This window comes from Niastella caeni, assembly GCF_004834005.1.
Taxonomy (GTDB): domain Bacteria; phylum Bacteroidota; class Bacteroidia; order Chitinophagales; family Chitinophagaceae; genus Niastella; species Niastella caeni.
On sequence record NZ_STFF01000003.1, the window covers coordinates 87,724 to 105,746 of the forward strand.

Sequence of the window (18,023 nt, forward strand, 5' to 3'; positions counted from 1 at the left end):
CTACATTCACTTTTCGATATTCAATATTCATTTATAACTTATAGGTGAGACTCAAACTAAACCCTGTTCCTTTCTTCACTTTATAATTCACCAGGTCAAGATCTTTATTAAAGTTTGCTCCTTTGGGATCATTGTTATCTTTCTCGGTTGGATGAGTGCCATCGGGTTCCCGGTTTAAATTATTACTGTAAATAACAGTGTATTGATTCAGGAGGTCGGAGATATTGAAACGGAGCTCGGCCTTTTGCTTCATGATCTTTGTGCTCAGTTGAATATCTACCACATCCCGCGAGTTTTCGTATTGTATCAATCGAGGATTTGTTCCCCCATTTACTATACGCCGGCCAAAACGATTATAGGCCACATTAAAACCCCAGTCACTGGTTTGGTAATTCACACCCATGTTGATGATGTAGGGCGATAACCCCTGTATGGGGCGGTTGCCATTTTCAATGTAGCTGGTATCTTTCTGGGTATCTACAACAAGATTTTTTATACTTCCTTCCAGGTAAGTGGCATTGGCACTGAAGTACAGGTTCTGCAACCAGGCACTGGCTGGCGAAATAAACGACAGCGATTTCCTGATCTCCACTTCCACTCCTTTTGCCGTAGCGCTGTACAGGTTCCAGTATTCAACACTGTTATTGGGATTCCCCAGAATGTAAAAGCGCTCTACCGGCTTGTCGAAAAATTTATAGAACAAAGAGGCGGAAAGAATTTCATTGCCTGTAGGATAATATTCAAACCGCAGGTCGTAGTTCTTGATGCGGGTTACCTGCAATGCCTTTTGCCCCGTTACCTGCAGTTGCTCCACAAAATCGTAGTATACATAAGGTGAGCGCTCCACAAAATCGGGCCGCGCGAGGGTTTTGCTAAAGGCCCCGCGGATATTAAATTTATCTGTTACGCTATAGATAAGGTTCACAGAAGGCAACCAGTCTTTTTCATAATACACCGAATCGCTGAATACCGGGAATCCATCCGTATTATAGGTTTCGGTAGACATGGTAACCTTGTTGTGCTCGTACCGGAAACCGCCCACCAACCGCAAATGCTGCAGTAATTTCAGATCAAGCATTCCATAAGCCGATTGTAAAACCTGCTTACCGGTGTAACGGTCACCCGTACTTTCGGATCTTATATAGGTTGGTACATAAATCAGGTTGCCCTGGCTCATGGCATCTACCGTTGCTATTTCATAATAAGGGGCCCCTTTGGAGCTATTTTCATAAGCATTACTGGCCGACAAAACGCGTAAGCCGGTAGCATCATAATCGGCTTCCCGTTTGGAATAAGAATAACCCGTTTTAAAGCTTTGCTTTGCTTTAGCCACGGTAAAAGGAATAGACACGTTAGCCCCGGTGTTGGTCCTTTTTTCATCGAGGGTGGATGCATACAAACCTCCCCAGAATAAATTACGGTCGTTTAAGTTGTAAGTGTAAGTATGTTTGCCGGAATCAACATCGCGGCCAACCACATAACGGCCATCTGGCTGTTCCCGCTTCAACGTAATATAATCCCCGAACCAGTCTACCCGCAGTTTTGCATTGAACAAACTATGTTCACCTTCTACCCTGCTTTGGATCATGCGGTTCGTCAACGTAGTTTCGCCGGTACGATTTTCAAAACCGCTGTTACTGATCTGGTAACCATAGCGATCATCGTATTGCGTGCCGTACCGGTTATTGTACAGGTTCTTAAAGGCCAGTTTATGACCTTTCGATTTATACGCCACATTCAATAACCCACCGATGGTAGTATTATACCGGTAACGCTTTCCCCAATAATCATAATTCTGCAAGCTGCGCGCTTCCCCTTCTTCATACAACATTTCATTGCGATAGGTTATAGCCGCAACAGCGCCAACGCTATTATTGTATTTAAGTTGTTTGCTCAACCCACCCGAGACCTGGTAGCTCTGCATGGGCGTATAATGATAGCGGTAGGTTTGCCAGCGGTTAGGTATTCTTGCGCCAATACCCCGTAATGCAGCCGTATCTCTATTTGCATGATGCTGTACATATTGCTGCTGATCGAATGCCCGGCCATCGCCAAACCATTTACGTTCATCATTCACTATGCCGAGGGCAGCGTTCTTATCGCGTTTATGACTGATAAAATCATTCCCGGTACTGGCGGTATTGAAACCGGTACCAATACCCAGGTTTAAAAAATTACGGAAGGGCACATCGGTTGTATTGATCTGTACCATACCACCGGTAAATTCACCGGGCAGATCGGGTGTAGCCGTTTTATTCACCACCACATTATCGACCAATGAGCTGGGCACAATATCAAAACTGAAATTCCTTCTGTTGGGTTCGGTACTGGGCAATGAGGCGCCGTTGATCAATACGTTATTGTACCGGTCGCTAACGCCGCGGATGGTCACAAACCGGTCGCCCTGTACGGTAATGCCGCTTACCCGTTTCAACACCTGGCCGGTATTGTTATCGGCAGTAGCCCGTATTTGTTCAGCGCTGATACCGTTGGTCATGCCCGCACTGTTCTTTTGCGTCATTAATAAGGAGCGGGTGCTTTCCTTGCGGGCCCCACCGGTTACTACTACGGTTTGTAATTGGTTTGAACCGCCCGTGAGCGCAATGCCCAGATCGGTCACTTCGTTCTCTTTCACCACGGCATCGGTAATGCGGCGCGACTGATAACCTACAAAGGAAACTTTTAATGTATAACTGCCGGGCGGCAACGCCAGCATATACTCACCATTTATATTAGTAGTGGTTCCTTTATTAGCTTCTTCAACCCAGATGGTAACACCCGGCAATGCTTCGTTCTTTTCATTGCGGATGATGCCGGCTATTTTGCCCGGCCGTGGATTGTTTGCCGATACAGGAACCACTGTTGGTTTAGTGTTGACTTTTACAGCAATGGTATTACCCAGCAGATTGAACTCCAGGTTAGCGAGGCGTTGCAGGTTTTCCAGTGCGTTGCCCAGTGTTATATTGTCGAAAACAAAGGATCTGATATTTATTTTCTCCAACTGATCGCGCGTATACGAAAACGTATAGTCGGTGCGTTTATCTAATTCTTCAATAACGCGCGCGGCGGTTGTGTTCTTTAATTGAATGGAGATCTTATCTTTTAATGTAATAACCTGTCCAAATGAAAACAGGGTCGAGGAAAAATAAATGATTACAGTTAGTATACCGGTTAGTTTATTCATATCACGTTTCTTGTTCTTAATGGCTTTATTATCTGAATTTTCTTAATGTATTATTGCCTTATGCCTTTTTGCTTATAACCACCTTCTCTCCAACTTTTCTAAATTGCAGGTCATGCACAAAAAGAATATTTGCGAGCACGGTTGACCAGGTACTGTTCTGGAAACTGGCAGTGATGCGTTTATGTTGTAAAAGCGCCGGATCGTATTCAATGGCAACATGGTATCTTTCGCGAATGCGCTCAATGGCTTCCTGCAAAGGCACTTCATTAAACACCAGGTAACCTTTTGTCCATAAAGCCACGTTTGCGGCGTCAACCGCCATAACCTGCCAGGTTTGCGTTTGTTTTGAATAGCGCACTGAATGATTGGGAGATAGTACGGTGGTGCGATCGGTAGCGGTATCATCCAAAGCGATCCTGCCATGTACCAGCGAAACCCGCACTTCCGATTCCTGTGCATACGCTTCAATATTAAAGGCAGTTCCCAATACACGGGTACGCAAGCTGCCGGTCTCAACAACAAACGGGATCTTTTGTGAAGTCCTGGGCGAAGTCGAAGGGGTCACTTCAAAAAAACCTTCCCCCGATAATTTCACCAGGCGTTCGGTGCTATTGAATTGTTGCGGATCAAATTCAAGGCGGGAATACATGTTCAACCATACCTGCGAGCCATCGGGCAATGTAATATGCCTGATGCCGGGCTGGTTGTTCTCAATAATGGTAAGGGACGATTTGGCGGCATGCGTACCATCTGAAGCTGGCCGCACATAATACCATAAGGTAATAACCGAAACAGCGAACAGGAGCCAGCCCGCTGCTACCGCCAGGCGGCGGTACAATTTTTTATGCCGGTTCATCACCACCGGCTGCCTGCTCATCAGTTGCTCGTACATGCGGCTTTTAACCGCATCCAACAATTCCGGCGTTAACCCGGGCGATTCATCATCCAGGTCGAGTTGGTTCATCCATTGTTCTAACAGTGCTAATTCTTCGGGCGTGCATTCATTGTTCCTGAACCGTTGAATTAATGCTTCAACCGGTAAGGGGGTTTGTTTCATACATCATAGTAATAACACGAGCCGCCAATAGTACCATGCCACCTGTATTACCAAAATGTTAAGCCGGGTTTCTATCTGCTCCGGTAAAATACCCTCCTGATACCGCATCTTCAGTGCTTATGGCCCCTAAATTCTCATCGTATAATGGTCCCCTAAGGAATGGAAATAACGGTTAATGAAACACATAGAAAAAATGTGAATAACAACCTTTTTCCAAGAAACAACGATTTGGCTACAAACACACCTTTTTCGGCTACATACAGCCAGTAATGGCGTAGCATCTTTGCATTGTAATTATTCAATAACAATTTAAAATAATAAAAAATGACAAAGAAAGTATGGTTTGTAACCGGAGCCTCAAAGGGATTAGGCTTGACCTTAGTAAAAAAATTGTTGGCTGAAGGCTACCAAGTAGCTGCCACATCAAGAGATGTAAAACAATTAAATGATGCCGTTGGAAACAGTACATCCAGCTTCTTACCTTTACAGGTAGATATTGTTGACAATGCAAGTGTTGGCAATGCAATTAAAGATGTTATCAAGAAATTCGGGACCATTGACGTTGTGGTAAACAATGCCGGATACGGACAGCTTGGTACAATTGAAGAGCTTACAGATGCAGAAGCCCGTCAAAATTTTGATGCAAATGTTTTCGGTACTCTTAATGTTATAAGAAATGTGATGCCGTATTTTCGCAGCAAAAAAGCAGGCCACATTATTAACATCTCCTCTATTGCTGGCTTTTTAGGTGCTTTCCCAGGCTGGGGCATCTACAATGCTACCAAATTTGCAGTAGCCGGATTAACCGAAGCATTATCTGCTGAAACTGCTTCAATGGGTATAAAATCTACCATAGTTTACCCCGGCTATTTTAAAACCAATTTCCTGCTTCAAGGTTCAATGAAACTTGCTATTAATCCAATTGCAGATTATAAAGAAGCAAGAGATTTGGAAATTATCCATGATACCCAAATTATCGGGAACCAACCTGGAGATCCTGAAAAGGCAGCTATGGCTTTCATTATACTTGCCGAAAAGGAAAACCCGCCATTGCACTTCTTTATGGGTTCTGATTCTGTAGGAATGGCAAATACAAAAATTGAAATCTTACAATCAGCATTAACTGCCACAGAAGAACTAAGCAATTCAACTAATTTCTAATAATTTAAAAAAATCATACAAAATGAAAAAAATAATTTCAATCAAACCGCTTACTCTCTTACTTTCAATCTTTGTAATAAGTGTTACCGCTTTTGCTCAACAAAGCAAAGCAACTAAAAAAGTAATTATCGTACTTTCGGCAGCCGACACATGGACACGGGCAAACGGGGCAAAATACCCAACGGGTTATTGGACAGAAGAATTTGTGGATGTTCATAAAGAGTTTGTAGAAGCAGGTTATACAGTACACATCGCTACACCAAGAGCAGAGCAACCTACAGCTGACCCTTTAAGTCTTGAAGTAAAAACAGTAGGTACCGAAAAAGCAACTTTCTTAAAAAAATATCTTGCTTCTTTGTCTAAAACATTAAGTAATCCGTTATCATTAGACAAAATCAACATGCAAGATTATGATGCAGTGATAATTCCAGGTGGGCATGGGCCAGTTGAAGATTTGTACAAAGATAAAGACATGGGTAAGGTTTTATTTGCAGCAGAAAAGTCAAAAAAAATTATCGGTGCTGTATGTCATGGTCAAGCTGCGCTTTTAAGTGCATTTGACAACAAAGGCAACTGGTTATTCAAAGGTAGAAATATGACATCTTTCAGTGATGCAGAAGAAATTGAGTTTGGCACAGCAGACAATGCCCCTTGGCTTTTAGCTTCGACATTAAGAAAATACGGCGCCAACTATACTTGTGGCAAAAATTGGAGCGAATACATAAAAGTAGATGGCAACCTGGTAACAGGGCAAAATCCTGCATCAAGTATTCCAATGGCTAAGGCAATCATAGATATTTTGAAAGAATCACCAAGTTTACAATAATTAAGTTAGCTTAACATTAAAACAGATAGCGTAGAAATATCCTATCTGTTTTTCTAATTTTACATTAATATGTCCAATAATAAAATACATACTTTTAAAACTGTTACCCAGTTTCATACTATGGCAGGTTTGCCTAAGCCTGAGCATCCATTAGTAAGTTTGGTTGATTATGGTTTGGTAGATTACCAAACAGACGAAAAAGAAATTAGCTGGATACAGCAGTTTTATACCATCGGTTTGAAAAGAAATATTCAGGGTAAATTTCGCTATGGCCAGCAACAGTATGACTTTGATGAAGGGATTTTATCATTTGTATCGCCACAGCAAGTAGTACATTTATTAACAGAAAAGCCCGAAGTAAAGCCGTCAGGTTATTTATTATTGATACATCCTGATTTCATTTGGAATACTTCTTTAGGCAAAAACATCAAGAATTATGAGTTTTTTGGCTACTTAGTAAATGAAGCACTTTTTATGTCGGAAAAAGAGGAAGGTGTGATTGAAGATATTCTAAAAAATATCCAAAGAGAGTACCACGCCAATATCGACAAGTTTAGCCAAAACATAATCATCGCACAAATTGAGTTACTGCTAAACTATTGTGAAAGATTTTATCAGCGTCAATTCCTTACTCGTAAAAAAAGTAGTCATGAAATAATTGTAAGACTTGAAAATTTGCTGACCGGTTGGTTTCATGAAGATACTATAATACAAAAGGGACTACCAACAGCAAATCAAATAGCAAGTGAGTTAAACGTATCGACCAATTACTTAGGTACATTGCTTAAAACTTTAACAGGTTTAAGCACTCAACAGCATATACATGAAAAGCTGATAGAAAAAGCAAAAGAAAAACTTTCTACCACCACACTTACCATAAGTGAAATTGCTTATGAATTGGGTTTTGAGCATAGTCAAAGTTTTTCAAAGCTCTTTAAATCAAAAGTTGGTAAAAGTCCATTAGAATTCAGGACTCAATTTAACTGAAGTCTGACAAAACAAGTAAAGAAGAACGAAGCAACAACATACTGCTAACAGTTAGTTGTAGCACAATTCCGACAACCACACGCTTGACGAGGGTTTCAGCAACCTTGATATCCTCGGTTGCGAAAACAACATTTCAAGTGGCTAAACCCAAAAGCAATCAAACGATAGTCATTGTAATCCGAACAATGCCCCTTGCAATTCAACAAAGAGGTTTTGTCAATTGATAACCGCCTTCTGTAAACAATCAAAAAGAAAAACACCACTTAATAAAAGTAAATATACGAAACAACATGGCCGGCTGCCTGTGAAAATATTAACGAACCTAAACCTTAATCCTTATAAACAGTTGGCTGCTGTTTTGGCGGAATAGTTATTTTACTGCTAAGGTTAGGGAACATTTTCCGGATGATTGCCATATCCAGATTGGATGCATCTACAAACTTCCAACTCTTGCCATTATCATTGGAAATGGCAATTAAAGTAGTATGCGTAACAACCCTTCCTTTGGCAGGTTTTAATTCGGTATGCTGCGAAATAGTGCATTGCAATTCATTCTTGCTCTTTACAATTTCTGATGGCTGATCAAACACGGTACCTTTTATTTGCACACCCTTACTTTTTAACTGGGCGTTTTGGTTGTTCAGCAATGTTATCATCTTTGCTTCTCCCCCACCCGCACTTATTCTAATCGGGTGAATATATTTCAGGAACCCCTTATAATCGCCTGAATTTAATAAAGAGGCCATTTCGCTGGCATTCTTAACAAGAACCTGTGCTAATGCTTTTTGATCAACGGAGTTTTGTGTATGCGACAATTGAAATATAATACACAATACACCCAACAATATTATTCTTTTACTCATGGGCAATCAATTCTCCGTTTTTGTAATGAAAGTGTTCCTGGGATCCCGAAGAAAATCCACCGATAAATTCAGGCGTTGACTCTTTTTCCTTTTTAACTTTAAAATATCCCATTCGAATAGCCCAATCATAAGCACTTTCATCAATTGGATAAACAGTAAGCATTCCAGTTAATGCATATTTTTTAATCCACTCCTCTGCTTTTTCTTTGGTCGAAAAAACGCCACTACATAAACGTCCACCTTGAAACACATAAACTGCTTCCAACATTATTTTGAGTTATTTGTTTGCTTATTATTATGTCTATGATATTGCATAATCTTTTTCATTGATCTTCTGATCTTTGCTTTATTATCTTCAACTACCCTTTGTTGCTTTGCTGAAAGCTCTGGTGATCCGTCTAAAGGCTTTCCATTCTGTCCAATTTTGGTGCTCGTACCCTTACCATAAACGTGGGCATGCGCAGGGCCGTGATCTATACCATGGTAATAATGTTCAATGGTCACCCCATCCTGTTTCACTATTACTGATTCAGGCAACTTTACATCGCAAGGCCCACTATTGTGTACCAATACTTGTTGTGCCGATACATAATAGGTATGATAATCTGCAACCTCAAAGTTATGAACCTTTGTTCGTTGTACAACAATATCAATAGCAGAAATTATTACCTTATTACCTTTATAGGTGGTAACGCTATCTCCAACGTTCAACTGTGTTACCTTGAGCCATCTGCCCCCTATAAAAAAAGGATGATCGCTGGTAGTATTGATCAATTCATTACCAATATGCAACCGGTACACCGTATCGCGAACGTATTCAAATACCCTTACTACCGTTTTCAGCCCAAAAGTATGGGTAGTATCGTTGTATGCCCATACTTTGTCGCCCGGCTTTATTAATTCTATCGGCTTATAACTACTATCGCTAAGCACCAACGTTCCCGCCAAAAAGCAACCACAGGGAACTTTTCCGTGAGCTACAAAATTTTTTTCCGCTATTTCAACTGCTTCATCTTCATATTTAACTATTCCTTCAACCACTTCCTCCGCCTCATCTACATATTTCAATCCTTTGGCTAAATCTCCTAACGGCAGCATACCTATTGCACTGAGTGCTGCATCCTTGTAATTACCTTCTGCAAGGTATATTACGGCATTCAAACCATCGGCAATACCTGTAGGATCAATCATTCCAACCACGTCTAAGAATCCATGAAACCAACCACTGCCACTGGAAGAAGATTTTTTACTGGCTGTTACGGTAACTGTTTCGAGTTCCTTCACCTGGGTGGTGCCGTCGGGATTTAAGTAAACATCGTTTGGTTTTGTACTATCCTGGGGGCTCATTCCATCTCTATCTGTAAAACGAGCGGGATTATCATACCCGTAAACATAGGGGCTCCATCTGCGCATGTAATCAGCCAACGGATCAATCTGACCAAAACGTCCTATTTGTGCATCGTAAAACCGGGCAGACAGGTCATACATATCAAGTCCGCTTCCATCAGTGAATTCGGCACTTTGCTTTTCCTTACCCAAAAATTGAAGTTTGTTTTCCAATGTATTGGCAGCTTTAGAAGAAATTCCTGCCATCGTTAATCCCCAAGGATAATAATGCGTTTCTTCCAGTAAGGGCCCACGCGTATGGATCACCTGCATGTTATCGAAAAACACATTGTACTGGCTCTCGTTACTGCAATACACAAAAACATACCCGTTCTTAGGCGCAGTTAAAGTAGGTATGGTTACATTGTTATGATCTTTAACAACGCCATTGCCCCCGATTCGGTCAAAACCACCGCCGGCATAATTAAATTGTTCATCAAAAAATATCCAGTTAACGTACGCCCAGGGCACGCTTGTACCATCATTACGGGTCCTGAAGGCATTCAATGCATCCGTAAGTGGAGTCGTACTTATTCCTGCAGTCGTTAAACCCTTTGCCGCCATAGTGGGTGTTGCCAAAAACGCATCCAGGATACTGCTTACAGGAATCGGATACTTGTCATTAAAGTTGCCGCCATTATTGAACCAATACGACTTTCCAAAAATATTGATCTGATCACCTGTCATTACCTTCAACGTCATCCCCAGCCCCGTTTTGTTGGTGGTAGCATTTAACTGGTATAGTCTGGCGCTATTTGCCGTCGCATTGCTGTTTGGGTTATTATTATACGGAGGATTTCCATTATTGTTTTGATAGGTGCTGATACCGGTTGCTACCGAACTGTTCACCACATAAGCGCTGTTGATGTTGTAAAAGCCCTTTTCAACGTAAGCTGCGTCTGTGCTTGTATTCAAATTGCCTTCGAGGGTAGCAGCCGGGTAAATGTCCTGCTTCTGTTCTTCCGTGAGCACCATGCGCACATTACCCAGGTTATCTTTTATGAAATAATCATATTCAAATTTAGCGGGTGTAGTCCCTGCTGCGGCTATATAACGAATGCGACCCTCTTCATGGCCCATAAACTGCAGCTTATCTGTATAGTTGAGCGCTGCCAGGCTGCTGTTTGCATACGCTTTGCTTTCGTACACCGTTCCATTAACATAGCTGGTAGTAGTGGTAATATCACTCGTAAAGCTGCTGCTGTTATAGGTTACCGAGGCACTCTTTTCAAAAGTTATCTTTTGCAATTTTGTACCCGCTGCATCATAAATATAAGTGATAGTGCCTTTATTGCCGCCATCAACCTGTATCTGCCATGGCAGGTTCAGTTGATTGTATGTGATGGCGCCGCTGGCTTGATCCATATCGGCAATACCATTCAGCTTTTTGTTCTTATCTGCAATCATGTTACCATTGCCATCATACCCATAATCATTACCGCTGGTATTATTATCGGTAAAGTCGCCCAGGCTGGCGCCGGTTTGCACAGGAGCATTATCAGTAACTGCACTTAATTTATTGCCGTTATTAAAGTAGGTATATTGCAGATCATCTATTACCTGGCTGCTGGTCAACTTTAACCCCCATTGTTTCATGGCTTTTATATTGCCATTTTCGTCATACGCCGATGCAACAGTTGTCCCATCTCCTATCTGCATATCAAAGTTGATGGTGGCATGATCTGTATAAGCACTGCCGGCAAATTGCGTAAAATCAGCCCCCAATATTCTATTGGCTTTATCGTATGTATAGCCATAGGCCCGGCGTTCGCCATCGCCTTTACTGCGCCATTTGGTACCCGCAACATTGCCATTGTATTGGATCTTGTCAAATCCCCGATCGTAGTTTACTTCCATCCCAAACCACCGGTCAGGGCCACTGGCATTGCTATAGTCCTTGTTTATACCCGTTAACCAGCCGCGGATATTGTAGCTGTAGTCGAGTGTTTCCAGAGGATCTGTTATATAGTTGCCATTAATATCCTTCTTATGTCCCAGCTTTTTGCTTTTCAGCTTGCCCAACTCATCATACTCATTTTCCGAAATGACCACTTTCTTACCATCATCATTGAGCATTTTCCATACTTTCTTTACCCGACCGGCATGATCATATTCCATCCCTGTTTTCGTCCTAACACTGGTAGGTGCACCTGTTGAGTTTGTATGATCCAGATAACTGCACAGCACTTTACCTGCAAAATCATACAGGTTAGTTAGTATATCATTTCCTTTAATGGTTTGGCTATGCGTTTGTATTACCCGGTTGCGGTCATCATAAAAACTTACGGTGGTGAGCCAGTTGCCGGCTGATAAGTTATTAGGATCGGTTAATACTCTCACTTGCGATCCGGTAACCAAACCCATTGTTTGCGTATTCGCCTGCGATGGCATGGCAACCACATGCAGATTGCTTCCTGCATCAAGTAATCCATTATATGCTGCGGTGAAGGTCTTGTTGGTCCAGCTATAATTATCATAGTACGTTTTGGTCAGTGCAACGAAAGTGGCGCCAGATGGAATGGGGTTTTTGTTTACTGTAATGCCCTCAATTGTTGATGCATTGTCACTAGCGGTTTGAGTTGTTACAGCCTGTTGTAATGCATCGGGGTTACCGCTGCTCCAATTCAAAATACCCGTCATTACCGGGCGGTTTAAATCATCGTATAAATTCGCCGCCCACAGTCCCTTGTCGCGCTGATTGGCATCCTGTGTAAATATGAGACGGTTACGTACATCGTATATCATATATACCCAACCGGCGCCTGGTACTTTTTTAGCGATCATCCGTTTCCGGGCATCATATTCATACCGGAAACAGAGCTCATTAATAATATCGGGTGTCAGTTGCCAGTTGTTGAGCAGCAATTGCGCAACCGCCTTGGGCGGGATCACAAATCGTAACTGGTTCAGATCATCATATATATAATATGTACTTAAATAGCCAACATACGCTGCTTCAATGGTATTTGTATTTGCATTCACAATTTCTGCAGTAAAATCTGTGCTGGATTCAAATCCAAGATCAAGCGTGATGCTGTTATATGCCTGGTGTAAGCCGGTTTGAAAGCCGGTTAAAGTGAGGTCTGACTGCAATCCGGATGGAGGTTGCACAACGGCCGTATTATCGCCGGACTCCACTTTTTTTAACACCACTTTACCATCTTTATTTCTATACTCTATCAGCTTATTTCCCAATTCATCGGTAGTAACATTTTTATACAGTTCCCCTGCATTATAATTAACAGTAATTGTTGGAATATTCGTTGAAACATCTTTATTTGCATAGGTCAGCGGATTACTTGTGATATTCCAGATGCGCACCCCATCTGCCGCCGTGTTCACCAGATTTTCTAAACTCACGCCCCTGTTGCCACCTGCCCAACTATTACCCGGCGCCATGGTTTTATCTACCCGGTTCAATGGAGAAGCTTCATATTCTTTTTTACTGTAAAACACCTGCTCATCGGGAAACTGCGTCTGCATGAACGCTTTTTGCGCATTAAATGGATCTACTTTGAACAAGCCATTGTTGTCTGTTGAAACATAGGGCAGGTATTTGAGTTGCTCTCTTCCGAAATCATCATACACTACCGGCGCTACCATGTCTTTTGCCTGCGGCGTAACCTGCCTGGCAACGGTTTGCAAGGGCCGCCCCAACCCATCTACATATTGTGTGGTCTGCGTTACATTCTGGTAGCCGGCAGTTACTAAAGCAGCAGGGTCGGTTATTGGCGCCATCGCATCCCAACTACGGATATAATTTACCTTTACACCGCCACCCAAAACCGGCACTGGTTGTACCGAAGGATTGGAAGCCGCTGCTGCTGCAGGCCGGTTTTGTTGTTGCGCTTTGGCAGAACTTATCAATACAGTTAGCATTACCGCAATCACTACAGGATAAAAGGCAGTTGCTCTGGGCATGGTTGGTTGATTTATTTAGGGCCGTAATGATTTTGATTCTCTAGTACAGATCGATTCGGATGTTTATTTCACCACTACTTAAGTTTTCTCCGGTCATCGATATTGAAGTGCCGCCGGCCTGATATAAACTGCCGACCCACCACTCGTACTCAGTGCTTCCACCTGGTTGTGCTGGCGTTATGGATATATTATAGGTGGCAATTGGAATAGTTCCCAGTGATGCACCGCCCCCATTTGGATATATTAAAAAGTTATAAACCGTATTAGTCGAGGTATTGGTAAACGTTACATAAAATTCCCTTGAAGTGTTGTTTGAATTTTTGATATTTACTGATGTAGGTATCAGTGTACAGGTACCCATAACATTCGTATAGTGCTGACCATTGGCATCTATATCGCTCTGGGCCTGTTGATCAACATATTCCTGGCTGATCAATGAGCTGTATTTACCTGCCAAAACCTCGTATTTTACCCAACTGCCCAGATAACCTGCATCGCACGTATTACGTTGGAAGAGCCCGGATTTATAGACATTATAATATACTTTCGGATTGCAGGTACCATTGGTATTGGCATAGTTTTGACCATTGGCATTTATTTCATTCTGTGCCTTTTGATTGGCATCTTCCTGGCTGATCAATGAGCTATATGTCCCTGCCAAAACGTGGTAGGTTACCCAACTACCTTCATACCCTGCCTGCGTACAGGTGTTCCGTTGAAACATACCGGACTTAAATACATTATAATACACTATCAAAGTGCAGGCGCCGTTCGCATTGGCATAGTTCTGCCCATTGGCATTGAGATCATCTATAGCCTGCTGGTCTACCGTGGCCTGGCTTACCGTAGACGTGTAAGTTCCCGGGTAAACATTATAGGTCACTGTGCCGGGTATATATCCGCTGCCACAATCATTTTTTGTAAAATTACCGCTGATGCCCATGTTGGAATACAGCAGCACATTATCACAGTTTTGCGGATTGCCTGAAAAATTATAGCAGAGTTTTTTAAGCACGTTCCGGTCCTGGTCGCGGATTACGATCAGCCGCCCCAACGCATCATATTCATAATAGCTGGGGCGATTTGCGATATCGGTCTGGCTCGTAATCCCGATTAACGGATCATACGTATACGTGGTCATCTGGGCAGCAGAAGGGTGCAGCCGGATGTCATCGAACCATACCGTTCCACCGCCGTTGTTATCTATCCTCATGTTCAAAGCAACCACATCTGCCGGAACCGTATATTCTTTTTCCAGGTATACCCATTGCCCGGTGGTTGAAGTAGCAATCGCATCTACGTAGCTAAAATACCCTGATTCACCGGCCCGCTTCATGAAGAAAAAGATTTCAACACCCGGCCCGTTGCTATATACCCATCCCGAGTACTTGTATTTAACCGGTGCGGCAAGTGCTACATCCAGCCATTTGGTACTGTGATAGTATAATTCACCTGCGGTAGTTTTCTCAATTTTTCCAGACTGAAAACCGGTTCGCGCTTTGGTATTATCATATACCACCCCACTCCAGGAGCCGGCTTCTTCAAAACCATCAAAAAACACTTCATTGCTTTTGGCATTGGCAACCAGGGCTATCGGGTAGGCCTGGTTATAGCCATACAGGTAAGCTGATCTTTCACTAACGGTGGTAATATCATTCGGCGCACCCAGATTGTTAAAACTGCCCACACTGGTTTTGGATTCATATGTTGGATCTTTGGTAAATACGCCGGAGGCATTAACCGTACTATTGGCAAAACTGGCGGTAGCAACCGGCGCCTTGATATCCGCGGCATATACATTCTGCATTTTGCCATTACCTGCAGCATATTCAAAACAGGCAGCGCTTGTGATAACGGTATTACCATTTACCGCTTTTTGCTTTATGATCTCAACCGGCGACAGGATATATTTATCGGCCAGTGATTTTATGCCGAGGGCTGCCGGTCCCGATGCTGCAGTAACATTGTAATCGGTGAAATACTTAAAATTGGCAGTAACCGTTTCTTTTTTACTGTTGCTTGTTTCTATCGAAACTGCTTTATAGTGTTTGAAATTAGGATCATAAGAATATTTGGTAATGCTGGTTGCCCCATCCTGGTAAACGGTCGATTGCGTCAGCGCTTTAAAAGCAGCCGTTTCACTAAATATTATAGAAAAAACATCGCCATTACCTGTACGTGGGTGATTTTCGATGCATTTTATCTTTTCTTTATCTTTCTCTTCATACACATTTACCTTTTGATATACCAGGTTTCCGTTCGCGTTATAAACTGAATATTCAATATTATTTCCGTTAGATGCATGAATTACGTTAGGAATATTGATAGGATACACTTCCCTTCTGTTAACCATGTTAGGAAGCGGGCAAAAGACAAAATAAGGAGTAGATTGATCGGGCGTATATTCCCACCTGTCGGGGGAAGGAACCGGACAAGGATGCTTGTAAATAAACATACTGCTATTAGACTCCACTTCGTTCTCGAAAGTGTATTCAATATACCCGTTATAATGATTCTGCGCGTCGTACTGCAGTTCCTGCACTTTGCTATAACCCAGTGGGCTGCCGGCAGCAGAAGATGGATTGGCATATTGGTTATAAGAAAACAGCTTATATGATGGTGATGTGCTCCAGGTTTCAAAACTGAAATGCTTCATGGCGAACATGATCTTGCCAGTAGACAAACCTCCACCCACGTACTGTGTATAGGTAAATACCTTACGCGAAGTTATTTTACCGGCATACTCATAATTCGTAATTTCCTTTATGCGGCAACCAGCCCCCTGCGTTACTCTGTCATCCGCTATTGCACCAAGAGAAGGAATATCATGTATGTCCTGGTTCCCTTCAACAAGGTGATAATTACCGGCATAATAATTCATTCTGTCGCCATTGGCAAAGTCATTCGATTCATAAGTAAAACTGGTAACCCCGCCGGTAGGATAAGTTATTTTCTTCAACAGGCCGGCTTCCACAAATTCAGCATGTACGCTTCGGTCGCATGCCTGCTGCCCTATCCAGCTAAACGGCGCATTGCTGGCCATATAATAAGGCATGTATTCAACAAAATAAGGCTTGCTGTCATTGCTCAACTGGCCGTTATAGTATCCATAATGGTCCTGCGCATATGAATCCTTATCGGGTAATATTAAAGAGTTGGTGTTGTTATACTCAAATAAATACCTTGGCCCATAGTTTCCGCCATCACCCTGCTGAACATAATCTAATTTCAGCCTTTTGGAAATATAATCAGGCATACCGGATCCGCTGTTCATATAGCCATAATATAAATACCATTTGTTCTTGAGGTTATTCGAATAGCGGAACTCGATATTGTCGAGCTTTTTTGCATATACATTATTGACGGGCTGCATATCGATCCGATCAGACGTATTAAAAGTTACCGTTGTGCCGGGATAACTAATTTGCTGCAGATAAACATTCTTTGTTTCATTAATGGTAAAAGAAAAATTAAAGGCGTATGGATTAACCGTAACCTCTGTGCTGACCACTTTCTGGCTTCTTGTTGGAAGCGATTTAATATATTGTGAAAGCTGGTTATAGGTAAAGTTAATTTCAGCCCCCGCTGAATTAACCATCTTTGTAAGGTACCAGGAAGAAATATAGTTGTTATATACTAACTGACTATAAGGATGATAAAAATTAGCAAAATTATCATTTCTTATGTCCCTATTGAGTTCAGCTACCTGGTACCACCATCCCGGTTCTGGTAGCATAGAGGGGTCGTACAACAGTTTACCGGTCCTGCACGGCCCCGATCTGCTTCTGGATACTTCCAGTTGCTGGAACCAATATACATTTCCTGCTTCATCGGTAATGGTAAAACCCTGCTGGCCTGTGAGATCGTTATTAGCCAATTGAACCTTTAAGTTGGCTTTGCTGTACAATACTACGTGATACGATTCAGTAGCATTCCTTTTTTTGTCGATCAGGAACTTACCGGAAATTCCATTAAAATTAAAATTAAAAATATCAGGCTGCCCATCTCTGTTTCCGCCCGCTATTGATAGTTGATAGTCTATTATTGGATAATTATATGAACCGTAGTTACTGAATGCATGCACCATCGTGTATTCCCCCTGGGTATAATGTTCATAAACATAAGGGTTAATAGGATGATTGAGCGAAGGGATCGCATCTTCTTTAAAATAACCTCTTCCGGGGTTACTACCATATTCCGGAAAATCGTCGAGCCCCCTGATTGAACGGGTTATTACTCCACCCGCATTTAACGACCAACCCAAACCAGTCCAACTGGCTTCCTCCTCTACCCTTATACCTCCGCCGTGATAACTAAGAGAGATAGGCACTGAAAGACCTGCGTATTCCAGTGTTTGAATAGGAATGCTCACATTCGCTATGCCGGTATATTGCGAAACAGGAATATCGCCGTATTTGCCTAAAGAAGCAGCATTGGCCGAAGGAACTCTTATCGGCGGCCGCTCGATATCGGGATCTGATTGTGCATGTACGTCAATTTGGTTTATCAGTGCGAATAGGGTGATCAGTAAGCTGGATATAACCAGTTGGCGGAATTGAAAAATATTCATAAATACAGGCCCAGGTTGTTTTGGTTGTGGCGTTGCGAATGTATGCCAGATTATAAAAAACGGCTGAC

At 42.3% G+C, this 18,023-nt stretch carries 9 protein-coding genes; 3 read left to right on the forward strand and 6 right to left on the reverse strand.

What is annotated here, in order from left to right; genetic code table 11:
• Nucleotides 1-31: 31 nt before the first annotated feature.
• The gene (locus FAM09_RS11925; RefSeq protein ID WP_136577347.1) at nt 32-3,184 is read right to left on the reverse strand and encodes a TonB-dependent receptor; all 3,153 of its coding nucleotides are present in this window, start codon (nt 3,182-3,184) and stop codon (nt 32-34) included.
• A 58-nt stretch (nt 3,185-3,242) separates the two neighbouring features.
• On the reverse strand, nt 3,243-4,241 hold the full coding sequence (locus FAM09_RS11930; protein ID WP_136577348.1) for a FecR family protein: 999 nt from the start codon (nt 4,239-4,241) through the stop codon (nt 3,243-3,245).
• Between the two features lie 324 nt (nt 4,242-4,565).
• On the opposite strand from FAM09_RS11930, the gene FAM09_RS11935 reads away from it, so the two are divergent.
• The 3 genes from FAM09_RS11935 (at nt 4,566) to FAM09_RS11945 (ending at nt 7,215) form a co-directional block, all read left to right on the forward strand.
• Entirely contained in the window at nt 4,566-5,402 is an 837-nt protein-coding gene (locus tag FAM09_RS11935) for an SDR family NAD(P)-dependent oxidoreductase (protein WP_136577349.1), read from the forward strand.
• Between the two features lie 22 nt (nt 5,403-5,424).
• Nucleotides 5,425-6,228, forward strand: coding sequence for a type 1 glutamine amidotransferase domain-containing protein (locus FAM09_RS11940; protein WP_136577350.1), 804 nt, complete (start codon nt 5,425-5,427; stop codon nt 6,226-6,228).
• A 69-nt stretch (nt 6,229-6,297) separates the two neighbouring features.
• Nucleotides 6,298-7,215, forward strand: a complete 918-nt coding sequence (locus tag FAM09_RS11945) for a helix-turn-helix domain-containing protein (RefSeq protein WP_136577351.1) — start codon at nt 6,298-6,300, stop codon at nt 7,213-7,215.
• Between the two features lie 329 nt (nt 7,216-7,544).
• On the opposite strand, the gene FAM09_RS11950 is transcribed toward FAM09_RS11945, so the two are convergent.
• Genes FAM09_RS11950 through FAM09_RS11965 form a run of 4 tightly spaced genes read right to left on the reverse strand, consistent with a single transcriptional unit; the run spans nt 7,545 to nt 17,955 of the window.
• A complete protein-coding gene (locus FAM09_RS11950; protein ID WP_136577352.1) occupies nt 7,545-8,078 on the reverse strand; it encodes a hypothetical protein in 534 nt (177 codons plus the stop codon).
• Nucleotides 8,071-8,346 (reverse strand): DUF7710 domain-containing protein, encoded by a 276-nt coding sequence (locus FAM09_RS11955; RefSeq protein WP_136577353.1) that lies wholly within the window; start codon nt 8,344-8,346, stop codon nt 8,071-8,073. Before FAM09_RS11955 ends, FAM09_RS11950 begins: the two co-directional genes overlap by 8 nt.
• Nucleotides 8,346-13,385 (reverse strand): DUF6443 domain-containing protein, encoded by a 5,040-nt coding sequence (locus tag FAM09_RS11960; protein ID WP_136577354.1) that lies wholly within the window; start codon nt 13,383-13,385, stop codon nt 8,346-8,348. The genes FAM09_RS11955 and FAM09_RS11960 overlap by 1 nt, the downstream gene beginning before the upstream one ends.
• Before the next feature lie 40 nt (nt 13,386-13,425).
• Entirely contained in the window at nt 13,426-17,955 is a 4,530-nt protein-coding gene (locus FAM09_RS11965; protein ID WP_136577355.1) for a DUF5977 domain-containing protein, read from the reverse strand.
• Between the last annotated feature and the right edge of the window lie 68 nt (nt 17,956-18,023).

Coding starts and splice junctions, on each gene's coding strand:
- FAM09_RS11925 (WP_136577347.1), bottom strand. CDS start 3,184: ATGAATAAACTAACCGGTATACTAACTGTAATCATTTATTTTTCCTCG.
- FAM09_RS11930 (WP_136577348.1), bottom strand. CDS start 4,241: ATGAAACAAACCCCCTTACCGGTTGAAGCATTAATTCAACGGTTCAGG.
- FAM09_RS11935 (WP_136577349.1), top strand. CDS start 4,566: ATGACAAAGAAAGTATGGTTTGTAACCGGAGCCTCAAAGGGATTAGGC.
- FAM09_RS11940 (WP_136577350.1), top strand. CDS start 5,425: ATGAAAAAAATAATTTCAATCAAACCGCTTACTCTCTTACTTTCAATC.
- FAM09_RS11945 (WP_136577351.1), top strand. CDS start 6,298: ATGTCCAATAATAAAATACATACTTTTAAAACTGTTACCCAGTTTCAT.
- FAM09_RS11950 (WP_136577352.1), bottom strand. CDS start 8,078: ATGAGTAAAAGAATAATATTGTTGGGTGTATTGTGTATTATATTTCAA.
- FAM09_RS11955 (WP_136577353.1), bottom strand. CDS start 8,346: ATGTTGGAAGCAGTTTATGTGTTTCAAGGTGGACGTTTATGTAGTGGC.
- FAM09_RS11960 (WP_136577354.1), bottom strand. CDS start 13,385: ATGCCCAGAGCAACTGCCTTTTATCCTGTAGTGATTGCGGTAATGCTA.
- FAM09_RS11965 (WP_136577355.1), bottom strand. CDS start 17,955: ATGAATATTTTTCAATTCCGCCAACTGGTTATATCCAGCTTACTGATC.